Annotated in this window: 14 protein-coding genes; 8 read left to right on the forward strand and 6 right to left on the reverse strand. The window is 71.3% G+C overall.

Annotated elements, in window-relative coordinates; all coding sequences use genetic code 11:
* Nucleotides 1–386 precede the first annotated feature (386 nt).
* Genes OHB13_RS31255 through OHB13_RS31265 form a run of 3 tightly spaced genes read right to left on the reverse strand, consistent with a single transcriptional unit; the run spans nucleotide 387 to nucleotide 3,935 of the window.
* The gene (locus OHB13_RS31255) at nucleotides 387–1,172 is read right to left on the reverse strand and encodes a 3-oxoacyl-ACP reductase (protein ID WP_328380432.1); all 786 of its coding nucleotides are present in this window, start codon (nucleotides 1,170–1,172) and stop codon (nucleotides 387–389) included.
* Nucleotides 1,173–1,182: 10 nt separating this feature from the next.
* On the reverse strand, nucleotides 1,183–2,556 hold the full coding sequence (locus OHB13_RS31260; RefSeq protein WP_328379296.1) for an aldehyde dehydrogenase family protein: 1,374 nt from the start codon (nucleotides 2,554–2,556) through the stop codon (nucleotides 1,183–1,185).
* Nucleotides 2,557–2,567: 11 nt separating this feature from the next.
* Nucleotides 2,568–3,935, reverse strand: a complete 1,368-nt coding sequence (locus OHB13_RS31265; protein ID WP_328379297.1) for a glutamine synthetase family protein — start codon at nucleotides 3,933–3,935, stop codon at nucleotides 2,568–2,570.
* A gap of 74 nt (nucleotides 3,936–4,009) precedes the next feature.
* Between OHB13_RS31265 and OHB13_RS31270 the strand changes: the two genes are divergently transcribed.
* The 4 genes from OHB13_RS31270 (at nucleotide 4,010) to OHB13_RS31285 (ending at nucleotide 7,836) form a co-directional block, all read left to right on the forward strand.
* Nucleotides 4,010–4,741: a FadR/GntR family transcriptional regulator gene (locus OHB13_RS31270; protein WP_328379298.1), complete on the forward strand. Its 732-nt coding sequence runs from the start codon at nucleotides 4,010–4,012 to the stop codon at nucleotides 4,739–4,741.
* Between the two features lie 137 nt (nucleotides 4,742–4,878).
* Entirely contained in the window at nucleotides 4,879–6,357 is a 1,479-nt protein-coding gene (eat, locus tag OHB13_RS31275) for an ethanolamine permease (protein WP_328379299.1), read from the forward strand.
* Between the two features lie 88 nt (nucleotides 6,358–6,445).
* The gene (locus tag OHB13_RS31280; protein WP_328379300.1) at nucleotides 6,446–7,144 is read left to right on the forward strand and encodes a gamma-glutamyl-gamma-aminobutyrate hydrolase family protein; all 699 of its coding nucleotides are present in this window, start codon (nucleotides 6,446–6,448) and stop codon (nucleotides 7,142–7,144) included.
* Nucleotides 7,145–7,251: 107 nt separating this feature from the next.
* Nucleotides 7,252–7,836 (forward strand): HEAT repeat domain-containing protein, encoded by a 585-nt coding sequence (locus OHB13_RS31285; protein ID WP_328379301.1) that lies wholly within the window; start codon nucleotides 7,252–7,254, stop codon nucleotides 7,834–7,836.
* A gap of 28 nt (nucleotides 7,837–7,864) precedes the next feature.
* Here the strand turns inward: OHB13_RS31285 and OHB13_RS31290 are convergent, their stop codons facing one another.
* Nucleotides 7,865–8,920, reverse strand: a complete 1,056-nt coding sequence (locus tag OHB13_RS31290) for an Rv2578c family radical SAM protein (protein ID WP_328379302.1) — start codon at nucleotides 8,918–8,920, stop codon at nucleotides 7,865–7,867.
* Nucleotides 8,921–9,064: 144 nt separating this feature from the next.
* Between OHB13_RS31290 and OHB13_RS31295 the strand changes: the two genes are divergently transcribed.
* The 4 genes from OHB13_RS31295 (at nucleotide 9,065) to OHB13_RS31310 (ending at nucleotide 15,608) form a co-directional block, all read left to right on the forward strand.
* Complete coding sequence (locus OHB13_RS31295) at nucleotides 9,065–9,520, forward strand: SRPBCC family protein (RefSeq protein ID WP_266851393.1); 456 nt, start codon at nucleotides 9,065–9,067, stop codon at nucleotides 9,518–9,520.
* Nucleotides 9,521–9,706: 186 nt separating this feature from the next.
* A complete protein-coding gene (locus OHB13_RS31300) occupies nucleotides 9,707–12,112 on the forward strand; it encodes an MFS transporter (protein WP_328379303.1) in 2,406 nt (801 codons plus the stop codon).
* Between the two features lie 218 nt (nucleotides 12,113–12,330).
* The gene (locus tag OHB13_RS31305; RefSeq protein WP_328379304.1) at nucleotides 12,331–14,775 is read left to right on the forward strand and encodes an ATP-binding SpoIIE family protein phosphatase; all 2,445 of its coding nucleotides are present in this window, start codon (nucleotides 12,331–12,333) and stop codon (nucleotides 14,773–14,775) included.
* Nucleotides 14,776–14,885: 110 nt separating this feature from the next.
* Nucleotides 14,886–15,608, forward strand: coding sequence for a class I SAM-dependent methyltransferase (locus OHB13_RS31310; protein WP_328379305.1), 723 nt, complete (start codon nucleotides 14,886–14,888; stop codon nucleotides 15,606–15,608).
* Between the two features lie 55 nt (nucleotides 15,609–15,663).
* Here OHB13_RS31310 and OHB13_RS31315 read toward each other — a convergent pair whose 3' ends face one another.
* Together OHB13_RS31315 and OHB13_RS31320 are read right to left on the reverse strand one after the other, a co-directional pair.
* Nucleotides 15,664–16,656 carry an MASE1 domain-containing protein gene (locus tag OHB13_RS31315; protein ID WP_328379306.1) on the reverse strand — a complete coding sequence of 331 codons (993 nt, stop codon included), beginning with the start codon at nucleotides 16,654–16,656 and terminating at the stop codon, nucleotides 15,664–15,666.
* Between the two features lie 158 nt (nucleotides 16,657–16,814).
* Nucleotides 16,815–19,202 carry an Ig domain-containing protein gene (locus tag OHB13_RS31320; RefSeq protein ID WP_328379307.1) on the reverse strand — a complete coding sequence of 796 codons (2,388 nt, stop codon included), beginning with the start codon at nucleotides 19,200–19,202 and terminating at the stop codon, nucleotides 16,815–16,817.
* Nucleotides 19,203–19,274 lie beyond the last annotated feature (72 nt).

A 19,274-nucleotide genomic window follows, 5' to 3' on the forward strand; every position in this document is an offset into this window, starting at 1 on the left:
CCAGCGGTACACCGGGGGCGTGCGTGAGGTGTCGTGAGAGGGGCCGACGGACCCGGTCCCGGGGCCACGTCGTACAGAAGTGCTGAACCGACAGACACTCGTGGCGGCTGCGTCACCAGGCCGCGCTGAGGTGGAACGAGCGGGAGGGTGTCCCGCTCACTTGAGACTAACCGGTGAGTAACGAGCGCGCCATCCCTGGAGCGCTGTGATCTGGATCGCTGCTGCGCCGTTGGATCGCCGCGGCGCCGGCGGCCGGGGGTACGACGCGGCCGGGGTACGACGCCGCCGGGGCCGGCACACGGTGGTGCCGGCCCGGTGAGAGGTGAGAGGTGAGAGGTGAGAGGGGTGAGGTGCGAGGTGAGGCGGGTGAGCTGTGCGGCAGGGCGTCAGACGGGCGTGACGTACGCGCCCGCGATCCCGCCGTCGACCAGGAACTCGGCGGCGTTGACGAAGGAGGAGTCGTCGCTGGCGAGGAAGGCGACGGCGGACGCGATCTCCTCGGGCTCGGCGAACCGGCCGACGGGGACGTGCACCAGCCGGCGCTCGGCGAGCGCCGGATCGTCGGCGAACAGCTTCTTCAGGAGCGGGGTGTTCACCGGACCCGGGCACAGGGCGTTGACCCGGATGCCCTCGCGGGCGAACTGCACGCCCAGTTCGCGCGACATGGAGAGCACGCCGCCCTTGGATGCGGAGTAGCTGATCTGGGAGGTGGCGGCACCCATCACGGCCACGAAGGACGCGGTGTTGATGATGGAGCCGCGGCGCTGGTCCCGCATATAGGGCAGGGCGTGCTTGCAGCAGAGGTAGACCGAGGTGAGGTTGACCTCCTGCACGCGCTTCCAGGCGTCCAGTTCCGTGGTGAGGATCGAGTTGTCGTCGGGCGGCGAGATACCGGCGTTGTTGAAGGCGATGTCGACCGAGCCGTAGGTGTCGAAGGCGGTCCTGTAGAGCGCCTCGACCTGGTCGGATTCGACCACGTCCACCTGGACGAAGAGGCCGCCGACCTCGGCGGCGGCGGCCTTGCCCGCCTTGTCGTCGATGTCGGCGCAGACGACGTTGGCGCCTTCGGATGCCAGCCTGCGGGCGGTGGCGAGCCCGATGCCGCTGGCGGCTCCGGTGATCACTGCGGTGCGGCCCACCAGCCGGCGGCACACGGGGCTCTGGTCGGTCACTTCAGTCACTTCAGTACCCCTTGGCTGCGATGAAGACGTTCTTGGTCTCGGTGAAGGCGGACAGTGCGTCCGGACCCAGCTCACGGCCGAGTCCGGACTGTTTGAATCCCCCGAAGGGGGTCGAATAGCGCACGCTGCTGTGGGAGTTGACGGAGAGGTTGCCGGCCGCGACAGCGCGCGAGACGCGCAGCGCCCGGCCGACGTCGCGGGTCCACAGGGAGCCGGAGAGCCCGTAGTCGGTGGCGTTGGCGATCCGGATCGCATCGGCCTCGTCGTCGAAGGGGAGGACGACGGCGACCGGGCCGAAGATCTCCTCGACGGCCGTACGGTCGTCGGGGCGCCCTTCCAGGACGGTGGCCGGATACCAGAAGCCCTTGCCCGTGGGCGCCTCGCCGCGGATGGCGGCCGGTGTCCCCTCGGGAACGTAGGACCGTACCCGTTCGCGCTGGGCGTGGGAGATCAGCGGGCCCATCCGGGTGGCGGGGTCGGCGGGATCGCCGGCCACGAACGCTCTGACCGCGGGCTCCAGCAGCTCCATGTAGCGGTCGTAGACCGAGCGCTGGACGAGGATGCGGCTGCGGGCGCAGCAGTCCTGGCCGGTGTTGTCGAGGAAGGATCCGGGGGTGGCGGCCGCTGCGGCCTCGATGTCGGCGTCGGCGAAGACGATGTTGGGGCTCTTGCCGCCCAGTTCCAGGGTCAGTCGCTTGGTCTGCTCCGCGCAGCGGGCCGCGATCCGCCGGCCCGTGGCGGTGGAGCCGGTGAAGACGACCTTGGCGACGCCGGGGTGGTCGACGAGGGCGGCGCCGGTGACCGGGCCCTCACCCGGCAGGACCTGGAAGAGGCCCTCGGGGAGTCCGGCGTCCAGCGCGTACTGCGCGAGCCGGAGCGCGGTGAGGGGGGTGGTCTCGGCCGGTTTGAGGAGGACCGCGTTGCCGGCCGCGAGCGCGGGGGCGGTGCCCCAGGCGGCGATCGGCATCGGGAAGTTCCAGGGGGCGATCACGGCGACGATGCCGAGCGGTTCCTGGAAGGTGACGTTCAGACCGCCCGCGACCGGGATCTGGGCGCCGTTGAGGCGTTCCACTCCGCCGGCGGCGTAGTGCAGCAGATCGCGGACGTTGCCCGCCTCCCACTCGGCGTTGCCCAGCGGGTGGCCGGCCTCCTGCATCTCCAGCCGGGCGAGCGGCCCGCGGTGGGCGTCCACGACGTCGGCGAACCGGCGCAGTATGCGGGCCCGGTCGGCGGGTGCCAGGGCGGCCCACTTCACCTGGGCGGCGCCGGCCCGGCGTACTGCGGCGTCGACCTCGGCGGGGGATGTGGTGGGGACGGTGGCCACCAGTTCCTCGTTGGCCGGATTGATGATGTCCAGCTCGTGCACATTGACCATGTGGTTGTTCCTCACATGCGCTCGAAGGAGCGGAAGCGTTCCCAGTCGGTGACGGCCGCGTCGTAGGCGTCCTGTTCGACGCGGGCCATGTGGCGGTAGTGGTCGACGACCTCGTCGCCGAAGGCTTCCCGGGCGATCGGGCTGTTCTCCCAGCGCTCGGCGGCCTCGCGGAGCGTGGTGGGGACATGTACGGCGTCGCTGTTGTAGGCGTTGCCGGTGCAGGGCTCGGGGAGTTCCAGCTCGTTCTCCACCCCGTACAGGCCGGCTGCGACCATCGCGGCGACCGCCAGATAGGGGTTCACATCGCCGCCGGGCAGCCGGTTCTCCAGCCGGTGCGAGCGGCCGTGGCCGATCACCCGCAGTGCGCAGGTCCGGTTGTCAGGGCCCCAGGCGACGGCGGTGGGCGCGAAGGAGCCGTCGCGGAAGCGCTTGTACGAGTTGATGTTCGGGGCGTAGAAGAGCGTGAAGTCCCGCATGGCGGCGGCCTGTCCCGCGAGGAAGTGCCGCATGACCTGCGACATGCCGTACGGGCCGTTGTCGTCGGCCAGCACGGGCCGGCCGTCCGCGTCCTGCAGCGAGAGATGGATATGGCAGGAGTTGCCCTCCCGCTCGTCGTACTTCGCCATGAAGGTGAGCGACATGCCCTCCTGGGCCGCGATCTCCTTGGCGCCGGTCTTGTAGATGCTGTGCTGGTCGCAGGTGGTGAGCGCCTCGTCGTACACGAACACGATCTCGTGCTGGCCGAGGTTGCACTCGCCCTTGGCGGACTCGACCGTCATGCCGGCCCCGCCCATCTCGTTGCGGATGCGGCGCAGCAGTGGTTCGACCCGGCCGGTGCCGAGCACCGAGTAGTCGGCGTTGTACTGGTTGGCCGGATTCATCTGGCGGTAGCCGCGGGACCAGCCCTCTTCGTAGGTGTCCTTGAAGAGCATGAACTCCAGCTCGGTGCCGGCGTACGCGCTCCAGCCCCGCTCGGCGAGCCGGTCCAGCTGGCGGCGCAGGATCTGCCGGGGGGAGGCGACGACCGGCGAGCGGTCGTGCCAGGCCAGGTCGGCGGTGATGAGTGCGGTGCCGGGGTTCCAGGGGGTGCGGCGCAGGGTCGCGGCGTCGCCGTGCATGGCGAAATCTCCGTAACCGCGCTCCCAGGAGGACATTTCGTAGCCCCCGACGGTATTCAGGTCCACATCCACGGCGAGGAGGTAGTTGCAGCCCTCCGTGCCGTGTTCGAGGACGGTGTCGAGGAAGTAGCGGGCGGCGAACCGCTTGCCCTGGAGCCTGCCTTGCATATCCGTGAAGGCGAGGACGACAGTGTCGATCTCTCCGGCGTCAACGAGGACTCCGAGTTCCTCGGTCGAGAGTGGGGGCGTGCGGTCAGCCACGGTTCTGCCTCCTGTCACTGCATCCGGAGGTCATAAGGTATGCGGGTGAACCATTGATTGGGAAGGTGTTGGTGATGGACGGTGCGTTGGACCGGCTTGCGCCCGTGCTGCGGCCGGTGCGCGCGGGCAACGGTTTCGAGGAGGCACTGGAGCAGATACTCCAGATAGTCCGGCTCGGTCTGGTCCCGCAGGGTGAACGGCTGCCTTCCGAAAGGGAGTTGGCCGAGCGGCTGCAGATCAGCCGGGTGACCCTGCGCGAGGTGCTGAAGGTACTCCAGGACCAGGGCCTGGTGGAGGCGAGGCGCGGGCGCTACGGCGGCACCTTCGTACGGGTGCGTACGGAAAATCCCGGCGAGGCCGAACTGCGGCGCCGGATCGGGAAGACCGATGTCGAGGACGCCCTGCGCTTCCGGGAGGTGCTGGAGGTCGGCGCGGCCGGACTGTGCGCGACGCACGGGCTGACCGGCATGGAGAGCGACCGGCTGCGCTCCGCGCTCGCGGCGACCCATGACGCGCCGCTGGCGGACTACCGCAGGCGCGACACGATGCTGCATCTGACGCTCGCGGAGCTGTCCGGTTCGGCGTCGCTGGCGGCCCAGTACGCGGCGGTGCGGGCGGGCGTGAACGACCTGCTGGACTGCATTCCGCTGCTGGTACGGAATCTGGAGCATTCGCAGGCCCAGCACAGTGCACTGGTGGAGGCGGTGCTGGAGGGTGACGCGGACGGCGCGCGCGAGGTGATGCGCGAGCACTGCTGCGGGACCGCCGCCCTCCTGCGGGGATTCCTGACAACCCCAGCGCCCTGACGGTCCGTTGGCGGGCCCCTCGGGGGTACGGGAACTCGCCAAGTCTCGTGCAGAGGTCTTGCGCGGAACGGCGCGGGCGGCAAAGGTGTGCGGCTGAACCTTTACCCGGATCCCCATCGGCGAGGCAGGAGCGGCTCATGGCCGACAGCGAGGAAACCGCACGCACCGCACCACCGCCCGCGCCCTCCCCGGGCGGCGGCCCGTCGCCCGAGGACACCTATCTGGAGCGTCGGGCGCTGCGCCGGGGCAGCGCCGGGCCCCTGCTGCTGACCGGTCTGGGCGTCGCCTACGTCGTCTCCGGAGACTTCTCGGGATGGAACAACGGCCTGGCGCACGGCGGCTTCGGCGGCCTGGCCATCGCCGCCGTCCTGATGGGCCTGATGTACACCTGCCTGGTCTTCGCGCTGGCGGAGCTGTCCTCGATCCTGCCGACCGCGGGCGGTGGTTACGGCTTCGCCCGGCGCGCGCTGGGCACCTGGGGCGGCTTTCTGACCGGAACCGCGATCCTCATCGAATATGTGCTGGCGCCCGCCGCGATCGCCATCTTCCTCGGTGACTATGTCGAAGCGCTCGGCCTGTTCGGCCTGCACTCCGGCTGGCCGGTCTATCTCGCCTGCTTCGTGATCTTCATCGGCATCCATCTGTGGGGCGTCGGCGAGGCGCTGCGGTTCAGCCTGGTCGTCACCGCGATAGCCGTCGCCGCGATCGTCGTCTTCGCGCTGGCCGCGCTCACCGACTTCCATGTGGACACGCTCAACGACATCCCGGTCAGGAGCGGCGCCCTCGGTGCCAACTCCTGGCTGCCGTTCGGTGTTCTGGGCATCTGGGCGGCCTTCCCGTTCGGTATGTGGTTCTTCCTCGGCGTCGAGGGCGTACCTCTGGCAGCCGAGGAGACCAGGGACCCGGCCCGCGTCCTGCCGAAGGCGATGGCCGCCGCGATGGGCATTCTGCTGCTGCTCGCCCTGGTCACCTTCACCGCGGCGACCGGTGCCCGCGGCTCCGCGGCTATCCAGTCGGTGGGCGATCCACTGGTCCACGCGCTGCAGCCGCACGGCGAGCCGACCGTGGTCAGCCGGATCGTCAACTACGCGGGTCTCGCGGGCCTGGTCGCCTCGTTCTTCTCCCTCATCTTCGCCGGCTCGCGGCAGCTCTTCGCGCTCTCCCGGGCCGGCTACCTCCCCCGTTTCCTCTCCCTCACCAGCCGGCGCAAGGCGCCCTACCTCGGCCTGCTGATCCCCGGCGCGCTGGGCTTCGCGCTCGCCGCGGCCACCGGCGACGGCGCCCGGATGCTGAATGTCGCGGTCTTCGGCGCCACCATCTCCTACGCGCTGATGTCGCTCTCGCACATCGTGCTGCGCCGCCGTGAACCCGGCCTGTACCGCCCGTACCGCACCCCCGGCGGGATGCTGACCTCGTCCGTCGCGTTCGTGCTGGCCTGCTCGGCGCTGGTCGCGACCTTCCTGGTCGACAAGGAGGCCGCCTTCATCGCGCTGGGTGTCTACGGCGTGGCGCTCGCCTACTTCGCCTGCTACTCCCGCCACCATCTGGTGGCCGCGGCGCCCGAGGAGGAATTCGCGGCGCTGGCGGCGGCCGAGGCCGAACTCGAACGAGGCTGACCCCGGCCGGCGGCCCGGCCCCGCACTCCGGCGGCCGCCGACCACACGCCAACCACACGCCCCGCCATCCACACGCACGGAGGAGCCGATGTCCCAGCCGCTGATCGGCATCAGCACGTATCTGGAGGAGGCCCGGTGGGGGGTGTGGTCGCTCCCCGCGGCGGTGCTGCCCGCCGGCTACCACCGGCTGGTGCAGCGCGCGGGTGGGCTCGCGGCGCTACTGCCGCCGGACAGTCCGTCGGCAGCCGCGTCGGCCGTCGCCCGTCTGGACGGGCTGGTGATCGCAGGCGGGGCGGACGTCGAGCCCGCCCGCTACGGCGCGGCCGCGCACTCCAGGACCGGGCCGCCCGCCCTGGACCGGGACGCCTGGGAACTGGCCCTGATCGAGGCCGCGTTGGAGTGCGGCGTACCGCTGCTGGGCGTCTGCCGCGGACTGCAACTGCTGAACGTGGCGCTGGGCGGCACCCTTGTCCAGCACCTCGAAGGGCACGCCGGTGCGCCCGGCGTCTTCGGACGGCATGTCATCAGGCCCGTCCCCGGGACACTGCTGGGCAGGACGCTGCCCGAGCCGGTGTCCGTGCCGACCTACCACCATCAGGCGGTGGACCGGCTCGGCCGCGGGCTGCTCGGTTCGGCGTATGCCGAGGACGGCACCGTCGAGGCCTTGGAGCTGCCCGGCGCGCGTGCTTTCACCCTGGCCGTGCAGTGGCATCCGGAGGCCGGGGACGACACCCGGGTGGTGGCCGCGCTGGTGGCGGCGGCCCGCGAGGGCTCCGCCGTGCGGTGAGCCGGTGAGGAGCGGCAGGTGGGCCGGCGTTTCCGGACGGACTCCCCGCCCGTCTCAGCCGCGGATGCCGTCTGCCGTGGTCGCGGCCGCGGGATTACGCTTCCTGCATGGACGAGGCTTCCGGCACGGACGAGGAACTGCGGTCGTTCATGGACCGGTTGCGCGGTGAGGCCGGGGGCTCGGCGGCGTACGAACGGCTGGCCGTCACCGGGGACCTGGAGGAGCTGGCCGGCGTCCTGACCGAGCCGGGACGGCCGCTGTGGGCGCGGGAGCTGGCGGCGTTCCGGCTGGGCTGCGCCGGGGACCGCCGGGCCTTCGAGGCTCTGGTGCTGCTGCTCAACCACCGTGACCCGGAGCGCTGTGCCCCGGCGGCGTACGCGCTCGCCCGCCTCGGTGACCCGCGCACCGCCCGCGCAGCGGCGGCCCTCGCGACCAACCCGCTGCGCACGGCCTACGCACTCCAGCCGGTGCGGCTGCTCACCGAGTTGCGGGCCCCCGAGTCCGCGCCCGCGCTGATCCGCACACTGGCGCCGCTGCTGGCACCCGACAGCCCTCATCCGCGGGTCGCCCTCGGCTGTGTCGAGGGGCTGGGGGTGCTCGGCGACCCGCGCGCCCGTCCGGTACTCGAAGCGGCCCTGGCCCGCCCGGCGCTGCACGTCGCGGCGTCCCGGGCGCTGGGGCTGCTCGGATAGGGGCAACGCCCGGCCGGGCAGGGCCCGTTCAGATCAGCGTCAGCTGGGTGGGCACCGCCGGAGAGGTCTCGGGCGGTGCCGGGATCCGGCGCGGCACACCGCGCTGGGCCGGGCCGATGCCGTACTCGGCGGCCAGCTCGTGCACCTGGCGGGTGATCCGGCGCTGGTACCACTTGGGGGCGTACGCTCCCGCCGCGTACAACCGCTCGTAGCGCCTGACCAGGTGCGGATGGTGCTCCGCGAGCCAGGACATGAACCACTCGCGCGCCCCGGGCCGCAGATGCAGGACGAGCGGGGTCACCGAGGTCGCCCCGGAGGCCGCGACCGCGCGGACCGTGGCGCGCAGCTGGTCCGGGTGGTCGCCGAGGAACGGGATCACCGGTGCCATCAGCACCCCGCAGCCGATCCCGGCGTCGGTCAGGGTGCGTACGGCATCGAGCCGGCGCAGCGGTGCAGGGGTGCCCGGCTCCACCGTGCGCCACAACTCCTCGTCCACGAAGCCGACCGAGACGGAGACACCGACATCGGTGACCCGCGCGGCCTGCTGGAGCAGCTCCAGATCGCGCAGGATCAGAGTGCCCTTGGTCAGGATGCTGAACGGGTTCGCGTAGTCGCGCAGGGCCGAGATGATGCCCGGCATCAACCCGTACCGTCCCTCCGCCCGCTGGTAACAGTCGACATTGGTGCCCATCGCGATGTGCGCGCCCTGCCACTGGCGGGAGGCGAGCTTGGAGCGCAGCAGCTCCGGCGCGTTGGTCTTCACGACGATCTGCGAGTCGAAGCCGAGACCGGTGTCGAGGTCCAGATAGCTGTGGGTCTTCCTCGCGAAACAGTAGACACAGGCGTGACTGCACCCCCGGTACGGATTGACCGTCCATTCGAACGGCATCCGGGAGGCGCCGGGCACCCGGTTCACGATCGAACGGGCCCGTACCTCATGGAAGGTGATTCCGCGGAACTCCGGGGTGTCGACGGTGCGAGTCGTCACGGAGTCCGCCCCGAACAGCGCGGCGTTCCCACCGGTTCCGGCGTCCCCCGCGGTGGTGTCGTTCCCGGCTTTCCCGGTCAGCTGGTCCCAGCGCATGGCGCCTCCTCGATAGCACGTACTGTCGAATAGAACACCTGTTCCCATGATTCATGCAACCCGGATTTCCGTGCCCGCACCCGAGGTGGTTGGCTCAGCACGGTTCATCACACCGACTGAAGTACGACAGCTGGAGGAACTGGTATGGCGCAGGTAGAGGCCACCACGGAGCGGATCATCGAGGCGGACGCCGAGGCGGTGTTCGACGCGCTCGCCGACTACAGCGGTACCCGCGAGAAGCTCCTGCCGGGGCACTTCAGCGAGTACGAGGTCCGGGAGGGCGGCGACGGCGACGGCACGCTCGTCCACTGGAAGCTCCAGGCCACCAGCAAGCGCATCCGGGACTGCCTGCTCGACGTGACCGAGCCGACCGACGGACAGCTCGTCGAGAAGGACCGGAACTCCTCCATGGTGACCACCTGGACGGTCACCCCCGCCGGGGAGGGCAAGTCGAAGGCCGTCGTCTCCACCGTGTGGAACGGCGCCGGCGGCATCGGTGGCTTCTTCGAGAAGACCTTCGCCCCCAAGGGCCTCGGCCGCATCTACGACGAGCTGCTCGCGAAGCTCGACGCCGAAGTGGGCAAGCAGTCGGCCGCGTAACCCCTTCGGGCGGAAATGATGCTCACCGGTTCGAGTGGTTTTCTGTACGGCCCTGTTGTGCGCCGTAGGTGCTCCCACCGGCCCTGAAGCCCCCGGCGTGCGCCTCGCGCGCCAATCGTCGCGCTTGCACCCCTTGTCGCCGAATGCGAGAAAAGGGCGGCGCAGGCGCGACGAGGGGAGCGGTACGTGGGTGGCATCACTCTGGTGAAGGACGGTCCGGACGGGCAGACCGATGTCCTGACGGAAGCGGCGGCCGTCCCGCCCCCACCACCCCCCGCACCGGGGGAGCAGCCCGAACTCGGTGCCGGCCGGGTGCGGATGGTCTTCTTCGGGCTGATGCTCACGCTGCTGCTCGCGGCCCTCGACCAGATGATCGTGGCGACCGCGCTGCCGAAGATCGTCGGTGAACTGCACGGCCTGGACAAGATGTCCTGGGCCGTCACGGCGTATCTCCTCGCCTCCACGATCGGCCTGCCGGTCTACGGAAAGCTCGGCGACCTCTTCGGCCGCAAGAGCATCTTCATGTTCGCGATCATCGTCTTCGTGATCGGCTCCGCCCTGGCCGGCTGGTCCAGGACGATGAACGAACTGATCGCCTTCCGCGCCGTCCAGGGCATCGGGGGCGGCGGCCTCATGATCGGCGTGCAGGCGATCATCGGCGACATCGTGCCGCCGCGCCAGCGCGGCCGCTTCATGGGGCTGATCGGCGCGGTCTTCGGGCTCGCGTCCGTCGCAGGCCCGCTCATCGGCGGCTTCTTCACCGACCACGCCTCCTGGCGCTGGTGCTTCTACATCAACGTGCCGTTCGGGCTGGTCACTCTGGCCGTCATCGCGGTCGTGCTGAAGCTGCCGAAGCCAACTGCCAAGCCCCGCCTGGACATCCTGGGCGCGCTGCTGCTGGCCGTCGCTTCGACCTGTCTGGTGCTGCTGACGACGTGGGGCGGCAACGAGTACGCCTGGGGCTCGCACACCATCGTCGGGCTCGCCGCCGGTTGCGCCGTGGCGACCCTGCTCTTCCTGGCCGTTGAGCACCGGGCGCCCGAACCGATCATCCCGCTGCGGCTGTTCCGCGACTCGATCTTCAATGTGACGGCGCTCGTCGGGGCCGTCGTGGGCGTCGCGCTCTTCGGCGCCGCCAGCTATCTGCCGACCTTCCTGCAGATGGTCGACGGCGCCAGCGCCACCGAGTCAGGGCTCTTCATGCTGCCGATGATGGGCGGCGTCGTGATCGCCTCCATCGTCTCCGGGCAGCTGACCAGCCGCACCGGGCGGTACAAGATCTTCCCGGTGCTCGGCAGCGCGATCTCCGCCGTCGGGATGTGGCTGCTCTCCCGTCTGGAGACCGACACCCCCCAACTCACGTACAGCATCTGGATGGCCGTACTCGGCACCGGTATCGGCCTGATCATGTCGATCCTGGTGCTGGCCGTGCAGAACTCCGTGGACCCCCGCGACCTCGGCACCGCCACCAGCGCCAACAACTACTTCCGGCAGATCGGCGGCAGCGTCGGCGCGGCCGTCTTCGGCGCGCTCTTCGCCGGCCGCCTCACCGACGCCCTCAAGGTCCGCATCCCGTCCGGAGCGCACCTCCCCGACCCCGAGTCGATCACCCCGCAGCTGGTCCACTCGCTGCCGCCCGCTCTGCGGGACGGCTACATCCGGGCGTACGCCGACGCGATGCCCCGGATCTTCCTCTACCTGGTGCCGGTGCTCGTGCTCGGCCTGTTCATCGCCTTCTTCCTCAAGGAGAAACCGCTGGTGTCCCACAACGCCCCCGCAGCCGCACCGGATGCCACCGTGCCCGCGGCCCGCGCTCCGGAAGCCCCGTACGTCCCGGGCGTCCCCGTCTGCGGGACCGTCCAGCACTACGACGGATCAACGGTGCCGCGCGCGGCACTCACCCTCATCGACATCACCGGGCGCCAGATCGGGCGCGGTGCGAGCGGCGAGGACGGGCGGTACGCGCTGAGCGTGCCCGGATCCGGCTCGTACGTCCTCATCGCGGCGGCGGGCGGCCACCAGCCGCAGGCCGTCAGCGTCACCGTCGGTGAGCGCCCCGTCGATCTCGACGTGGTGCTCGGCGGCGCCGGACGGCTGGCCGGGACCGTGGTCACCGCGGACGGCACGCCGGTGCGCGACGCGGCCGTGACGCTCACCGACGTACGCGGCGAAGTCGTCGCGTCCACCCGCAGCGGGCGGGAAGGCGGCTATGTCATCAACGAGTTGGTGGCCGGTGAGTACACCCTGGCCGGAAGCGCCCCCGCGTTCCGCCCGGCCGCGATGCCGGTGACCGTGCAGGCCGCACGCGAGACCCGGCAGGACGTCGAACTCGCGGGCGGCGCCGTGCTGCGCGGCACCGTGCGGGCAGGCGGCGGACGGCCGGTCGAGGACGCGCGGGTGACGCTGCTCGACGCGGCGGGGAACGTGGTGGACACCCTCACCACGGGCCCCGACGGCACCTTCCGCTTCGTGGATCTCTCGTCCGGCGAGTACACGGTGATCGCGGCCGGCTACCCGCCGGTGGCGACGGTGCTCCAGGTCGCGGGCGGCGGGCGCACCGAGCGCGATCTCCAGCTCGGGCACGAGGACTGACCCCCGAGGGCCGGCCCCCGAGGACCGGCCGATGAGGACCGGTCTGTGAGAACCGGCTGGTGAGAACCGGCCCACGACGGGTGCACCGGGCCCGGCGTGCGCCGGGCGCACCACCCGTCGGGGCCGATTCCGCCGATGGCCCCCGGGCGCCGGACGCGGGGCCGTACGGTGGACTCACGTGCCGCAGAGCGTTGCGGCCGGGAAGGAGCCTTCCAGCCATGGATGTTGGTGTACCGCGGCCGAGGCCGGAGCGGCCGCGCGGCGCCGCGGCGGGCCGTGTGCCGCTCGCCGTGGTGGTCGTCGATACCGAAGGGCTGGTCTCGCACTGGTCGACGGGCGCCCGCAGGCTCTTCGGCGTGCCGCGCGAGGAGGCGGTCGGCTGCGCCGCAGGGGAACTCCTGCCGGTCTCCGGGGCGTTGCGCCAGGAGGGAGAGCCCGGCCCGGACGGGACGTACACCGACCTCGGCCCCGAACTCGACAGCTCGGTCAGCGGGATCATCGCCTACCCGTCAGCGGGCCGGGCCCGGCTCGACGAGCCGGTGCGCGGCCGTATCGATGTGCTCTGGTGGGCGTATCCGCTGGTCGGCCCCGGCCCGGAACGGCTGCTCGTCCTCGCGGCCGACGCCGCCCAGCTGACGGACGGCGACGAGGACGGCACCCCCGGGACCATAGCCCCCGGATTCGCGCTCCACACCGACTTCCCCGGCTACCGGGAGCTGGCCGGACGGCTCCCCGAGATCCTGCCGAACATGAGCGTCCAGGAGGCCACCGGGATCGTTGCCCAGGTCCTCGAACTGGGCTATCCGGTACTGGAGTTCAGCCGTCGCGACCAGGTCCCCGTCACCCCGGACTGGGGTGTGCCGCGGCACACCTCGCGCGGACTGCCCGGTGATGAGCCCCGGGGGACGGGCGACGGCCCCCGCGCGGCCCGCACAGCGCCCCGTCCCGAACTCGACCTGGAGTACGCCGCCGTCCGCGAACGGCTGGAGTTCCTCAACGAGGCCAGCGGGCGGATCGGCACCTCCCTCGACCTGGAACGCACCATCCGCGAGGTGACCAGTGCCGCCGTACCCCGCTTCACCGACTTCGCGGGCACCCATCTGCGCGCCGCGGTGCTCGCGGGCGAAGGCTTCCCCGACGGCCCGCCCGATGTCACCACCGTCTGGCACCGGGTGTGGGTCGAGCACAACGACGAACCGGGCCGGTGGGACGACACCGTGCCGGTGGGCGAGGCCATCGCGTTCCCCGAGCACACACCGTTCTTCCAGTGCATGGTCACCGGCGAGCCCGTCCTCGTCCGGCATGTGGACGAGGAGCTGAGCAACCGGATCTCCGGCGAGTTCGAGAAGCGCGACCTGAGGCCGCTGATCACCCACAGGTCGCTGCTGATCGTGCCGTTGAAGGCCCGCGACGTGGTGCTCGGCTTCATGGTGCTGATGCGGCGGCCGGGGCGTGAGCCCTTCGACGACATGGACCGCACCACGGGCGCCGAACTCGCCGCCCGTGCCGGCCTCGTACTCGACAACGCCCGTATGTACACCTACCAGGAGAATGTCGCCGAGACGCTCCAGGACAGCATGCTGCCCACGGTCGAACCGCGGATGGCCGGCTGCGACATCGCCACCCGCTACCTGCCGGGCGCCCGGCTCGGCAGGGTCGGCGGCGACTGGTTCGACTCGGTGAAGCTGCCCGGCTCCCGGACCGCGCTCGTCGTCGGTGACGTCATGGGACACGGGCTCAACTCGGCCGCGATGATGGGCCAGTTGCGCACCGCCGTCCTGACCATGGCCACCATGGAGATGCCACCCGCCCAGCTGCTGCGCAACCTCGACGACCTGGCGCAGCGGCTCGGCGAGCAGTATCTGGCGACCTGTCTGTATGCCGTCTACGACCCGATCCGCTCCGAACTCCAGATCGCCAACGCCGGACACATCCCGCCGGTCCTGGTCCGCGCCGCCGACGGCCGGGCCGAACTGCTCGATCTGCCGACCGGCGCGCCCATCGGTGTCGGAGGTGTCGCCTTCGAGACCGCGACCGTACGGGTGAGCCCCGGCGACCGGCTGATCCTCTGCACCGACGGTCTGGTGGAGGTACGCGGCCAGGACATCGGGGCCGGTCTCGCCGCGCTCTGCGCGTCCGCCGCGCACCCCGCCGCGTCCATGGACGACGCCTGCGACACGATCATCCGCGCGCTGAACCCGAGCGGCGGCCGCAAGGACGACGTGGCCCTGCTGATGGCCAGGGTGAACGGGATCCCCGCCGACGACGTCGCGGAGTGGCGGCTCGCCCTCGATCCCCGCGAAGTGGCGCGGGCCCGGCGGCTGGTGCGCGGGCAACTGCTCGACTGGGGGCTGCCGGACGCGGTGGAGCCGGCCGAGCTGATGGTCAGCGAACTCGTCACCAATGCCGTCCGGCACGGCCGTACCCACGAGGTCGGGCTGCGGCTGGTCAGGACGGCCGCGCTGCTCTGCGAGGTCAGCGACGACGAACCGGCGCCCGCCGCGCTGCTCGGCCCGTCGGCCGACGACGAGTCGGGCCGCGGTCTGCTGGTGGTGAGCGGTCTCGCCCGCGAGTGGGGCACCAGCGCCACCGCGCACGGCAAGACCGTCTGGTTCGAACAGGCGCTGACCCGGGCGCCCCGCCGCGGAGCGCACACCAGGTGAGAGCGGTGCCGGCAGGCAACTGAGTCCGTCCGTGCTCTTGCACGCACCCACCAGGGAACGGTAGTCGTTCTCCAGCAGTGCACAAGGGCGCAATGGACTTGGGAGTACGTATGAACGTGTCGCCGCGGTACCGGGAGTCGTGGGAAGGGTTCTGGTCGGCCACATCGGACACCCAGGGCGAGGCGATCTGGGACTCGGACCCGTCGCTCACCTCCGTACCGCACAGCGAACTGCTGCTGCCGTACGCCGACCCCGCACTGCCGATCGTGGACCTCGGCTGCGGAAACGGCACCCAGACCCGCTATCTGTCCACCGTCTTCGCCCGCGCGCTGGGCGTGGACCTCTCGCACGCCGCGATCGGGCACGCGCGCCGCGCGGACAGCGCGGGTGCGGCCGAGTTCGAGCAGCTCGACCTGGCCGACACGGACGCGGTCCGGGCCCTGGGCCGGCGGATCGGGGACACCAACGTCTATATGCGTGCGGTCATCCACCAGAGCGAACCCGATGCGCGCCCGGCCGTCGCCGCGGCCGTCGCGGCGCTGCTGGGCGAGCGGGGGCGGGCCTTCGTCGTGGAGCTGACACCCGATTCGAAGGAGGTGCTCCGGAAGGCGACGGAAGGTCCCGGTGGGCCGCCGGTGAAGCTGCGCAGGGTCATCGAACACGGCCTCAAGCCGGCCGACGCCTCCGAGGAGGAGGTGCCCGAGCTGCTCATCGGCGCGGGGATGACGGTACTGGCGAGCGGTGACACGGCACTGGCCCAGACCGAACACATGGCGGACGGCACCCGTATCGAGCTGCCGGCGCGCTGGTTCGTACTCGCCGCGGCTTCCTGAGCCGTCGCGGCGCGTGGGGGCGGTTGGCCCCGGGCGGGGCGGCCGGGCGGGTGGGTCAGCCCGGCTCGTCATCGGCGGAAGGCAGGATGTCCACCTGCCCGGGGGCGAGCTGCTCGACCAGGTCGGCCAGTTCGAGGCAGGCCAGCTCGATCTTGCTGCGGATGTTCTGCTGCTCGGTGACGATGGCGGCCAGCAGCAGGGCGGTCAGCGCCACCGAGCCGTTGAACACCGCGACATTGGCTGTCGCCTCGAACAGGGTCCGGTGGCGGAAGGGGCCGTTGTACTCGGTCGCCGCGAGCACGGCGAAGACCGAGACCAGGCACGCGCAGGGTGCGCTGCCCGGCAGCTGGAAGCGGAGCGCCGCCCAGATGAGCAGGGGGAAGACGAGGAAGAGGAGGGGGAGCGAGTTCCGCGTGGCCAGCAGGGTGACCACGACCGCGGCGACGGCCAGCGCGGTCGCCTCCGGCCATCTGTCGCCGGCCCGGGGGAGCCTGGCCCTGCGCAGCACCAGCAGCACCGGGGTGGCCACGAGTACCCCCATCACGTCACCGGTCCACCACGCCGACCACACCGGCCAGAAGTCCCGCAGGGGGAGCTTGCCGGTCACCGCCAGCGTGGCGCAGCCGGTCGAGGCACTGACCAGCATCGCCACCATGGCGCCCAGGAAGACCAGGGCCGCGCCGTCCCGGAGCCGGTCGAGCTCCGGGCGGAAGCCCACCCTGCGCAGCAGCAGGAACGCGCAGACGGGAGCCAGGGTGTTGCCCGCCGCGATGGTGACACCGGGCTGGGTGAGGGTCCCGCTGATCGTGGAGATGGAGAGCAGCGCGCCGGCGGCGATGCCGGGCCAGACGCGCAGCCCCAGATAGAGCAGGGCGCTGAGCGCGACACCGGTGGGCAGCCAGAGCGGTGTGATCACAGCTCCGTCGACGACCACCTCCCTGAGGAGGCCGAGACGCGCTGCTCCGTAGTAGGCGGCTGCCACCAGCACCATCTGCAGGACGACCATTGTCGGGCGCCGGGTGTCTGGCGCGAACAGAGCAGTCGCCATCAGTGCGCCCCGGGGGAGAAGAGTCGATTTGATCCGGTATTCCCCATGGAGGGCCGGGGGCGTGCCGAATCCTGGAAAGTTAGCTGATCCAGAGCAACCGGCCCTTCAGCGGAGCAGACCTCCGGTCCGCCGGGGCGGACGAGTGACGTCGGGCCTCCTCAGCGGGCGACCCGTATCCGGTAGTGCGCCGTGGCATCCGGCGCACCACCCGTCTGGTGGGCCGTGACGGTGAACGAAGCCGTGCCCGCCCTGCGCGGTGTGCCGGTGATGCCACCGGTGTCCCGGTTGAGCGTCAGGCCCTGGGGCAGTGCGCCGGTCGTCACCTCGAAGCGCACCGTCGCCGGGGTGTTCGTCTCCACCCTCGCCGCGTAGAGGTCGCCCCGCGCCGCCGGGGGCAGTGCGGTCGTCGTCAGTCGCGGGGTCGGTACCACTACCCGCTCCGGGGCCCCGACCGGTTTGCCGTCCGCGTCGAGCCGCTGCAGTGACCACTCGCGACCCTCCTCGACAACGCTCAGGTGCCAGTTGGTCGTGGTGTCCCGCAGTAGTGCGCGCTGCGCTTCGGTGAAGGCGCCGAGGTTGCGGGCGGTTTCCCACTGCTTGATCGCGTCCAGTACGCGGAGGGTGTTGTCCCCGCCGGCTTCGAGCCCGGCCACCGAGGTCTCGAAGCCGGCGCCGGCGTTGAGGCCGGCGCCGCGCGCCAGTTTGCCCTCGATGCTCAGCAGGCTCTCGGAGCCGGACAGGCTGATCCAACCGAGCATCGCGGGAAGGAAGTTGGCGCGGTAGAACTCGTTGTTGACGAAGACCTGATCCATGGTGGTGACGCCGACCTCGCCCCAGCTGGCACGGGTCAGCGCGTCCCAGGTGTTGGACGTCATCCGGCTGGTCTCGGTGATGAAGCCGTCCCTGGTGCGGTTCTGCCGGTAGGTGCCGTTGATGAGCAGCGCCTGGCCGTAGTTGCCCCAGCCGGACTCGGAGGCCGATTCGACACCGTCGTAGGAATTGGACGATATTCCCGTGGTGTTCCAGGCGGTGGCCAGGCGGGTGGAGATCTCCTGGAGGATGTCCCGGCCGCCGGTCGCACCGTCATAGCTGTTGACGATGACGCGGCTCGCGCGTTCACCGGACGGGTGCGCGACGGCGGCGGAACCCCACTGCGCACGCTTCACACCGGTCAGCTGCCATGCGCCGCCTGACTGCTGAGCGCTTCCGTAGGAAGCGAACTCATCACCGATGCGCAGCAGTTGACCGTGCAGGCCGCCCTCCAGCGGAGCACCGGAGTCCAAGTACAGCGTGGTGTCGGTGGCTGAGGCGGGGCGCGCGAGGGCGGCGCGTCCGCCGAGGGCCAGCCGCGGGTCGGCCGGGGACGGCACGACATAGCGGTCGTCGGTGCTGATGAAGTCCGAGATGGTGTGGACGCCCAGACGCATACCGTGCGCCCGCGCCAGCTCGACCGCGGCCTTGGCGCCCGCGTCGTCGCCGCCGAGGCTCGCGTCGAACTGGTAGTGCCCGGTGGTCTGCCAGGGGCCCACCGCGTTCGGCAGCGAGTAGAGGTACCCGATCCCGGCGGCCTCGGCGAGGCGGGCCGCGGTGGGGATGTTGCCGGTGGTGAGGTCGCCCAGGACGAGGAATGACTGGCTGGACGCCTGAGCGGCCTTCTGCCACTGGCCGTTCTGCGTCGGGTACGGCAGGTGCTCGCCGGTGGCGATCTCGGACAGCACGGTCGGAACGAGGTCCGGTGCCGAGCCGAACAGCGCGATCGTCGATCCCGCGATCCGCCCCTCGCCGCCGGGCAGCGGGCCCACCGGGATGTGGTGGCCCGCGCGGGTGAGCCGCGAACGCTCCTTGGTGTAGTCGTACGTGAAGGCACGCAGCACCGAGCCCCATGTGGTCCGGCCGGCGGCGCTCCACTCCTCGTGCGCGGCAACCTGGAGCCCGGACGGGTTGTCCGCCACCTCTGTCTCCCAGCCGAAGTCCTGGTACTCCTGCGGCCAGGCACCCTCCGTCCGGTCGGTGAGTGGACGCAGGCCGATCGCGAAGTCGTCGTCGCGGACCACGCCGACCGTTTCGCCGACGGTCTGCGTGATGGCGGTCGCCAGCGGCCCCCACAGCAGCGTCTGCACGTCGGCCCCGGCCGGGGCGGCGACGCGGGTGGCCACCAGGGTGGTGAAGGTGCCGTGGTCGACCACTCGTACGTCGACCGCGCATCCCGCGGCGCGGTTCGTGAAGGTCAGCAGGTCGGGGTGGGCGGGGCTGCGCCGCACCGCGGTGGGCGCCACCTGCCGCCCGTCGATGACAAGGCTGACCAGCGGGGCGGCTCTGCCGGGTGCGAGGTGGTCGGTGCCGGTGCGGGCGTCCTTGAGGAAGGACACGGTGCCCGTGGCGTCCAGGCCGACGGTGAGGTGGCCCGCACCCACCCGGATCCCGGCCGCCGGTTGGCGGTCGCCGGGGACCGGTTCGGCCGCCGACGCGCTCCAGGGGCCGAGCGCGGCAGCGGCAGCGCCCGCTCCGGCGGCGAGGAGGAGGTTCCTTCTGCTGGGTGGCGTCATTCGATCGTTCCTCTCGGTTCGTGAGCGGGCGATTGCGGACCCCGGACCGCTCGGCAGGACATTGCTGTGCTG

This window comes from Streptomyces sp. NBC_00440, from assembly GCF_036014215.1.
Taxonomy (GTDB): domain Bacteria; phylum Actinomycetota; class Actinomycetes; order Streptomycetales; family Streptomycetaceae; genus Streptomyces.

Excerpts from the sequence above, each read along its gene's own strand:
- OHB13_RS31305 (WP_328379304.1), top strand. The coding sequence starts at position 12,331 with ATGGATGTTGGTGTACCGCGGCCGAGGCCGGAGCGGCCGCGCGGCGCC.
- OHB13_RS31315 (WP_328379306.1), bottom strand. The coding sequence starts at position 16,656 with ATGGCGACTGCTCTGTTCGCGCCAGACACCCGGCGCCCGACAATGGTC.
- OHB13_RS31310 (WP_328379305.1), top strand. The coding sequence starts at position 14,886 with ATGAACGTGTCGCCGCGGTACCGGGAGTCGTGGGAAGGGTTCTGGTCG.
- OHB13_RS31280 (WP_328379300.1), top strand. The coding sequence starts at position 6,446 with ATGTCCCAGCCGCTGATCGGCATCAGCACGTATCTGGAGGAGGCCCGG.
- OHB13_RS31270 (WP_328379298.1), top strand. The coding sequence starts at position 4,010 with ATGGACGGTGCGTTGGACCGGCTTGCGCCCGTGCTGCGGCCGGTGCGC.
- OHB13_RS31320 (WP_328379307.1), bottom strand. The coding sequence starts at position 19,202 with ATGACGCCACCCAGCAGAAGGAACCTCCTCCTCGCCGCCGGAGCGGGC.
- OHB13_RS31285 (WP_328379301.1), top strand. The coding sequence starts at position 7,252 with ATGGACGAGGCTTCCGGCACGGACGAGGAACTGCGGTCGTTCATGGAC.
- OHB13_RS31290 (WP_328379302.1), bottom strand. The coding sequence starts at position 8,920 with ATGCGCTGGGACCAGCTGACCGGGAAAGCCGGGAACGACACCACCGCG.
- OHB13_RS31260 (WP_328379296.1), bottom strand. The coding sequence starts at position 2,556 with ATGGTCAATGTGCACGAGCTGGACATCATCAATCCGGCCAACGAGGAA.
- eat (WP_328379299.1), top strand. The coding sequence starts at position 4,879 with ATGGCCGACAGCGAGGAAACCGCACGCACCGCACCACCGCCCGCGCCC.
- OHB13_RS31295 (WP_266851393.1), top strand. The coding sequence starts at position 9,065 with ATGGCGCAGGTAGAGGCCACCACGGAGCGGATCATCGAGGCGGACGCC.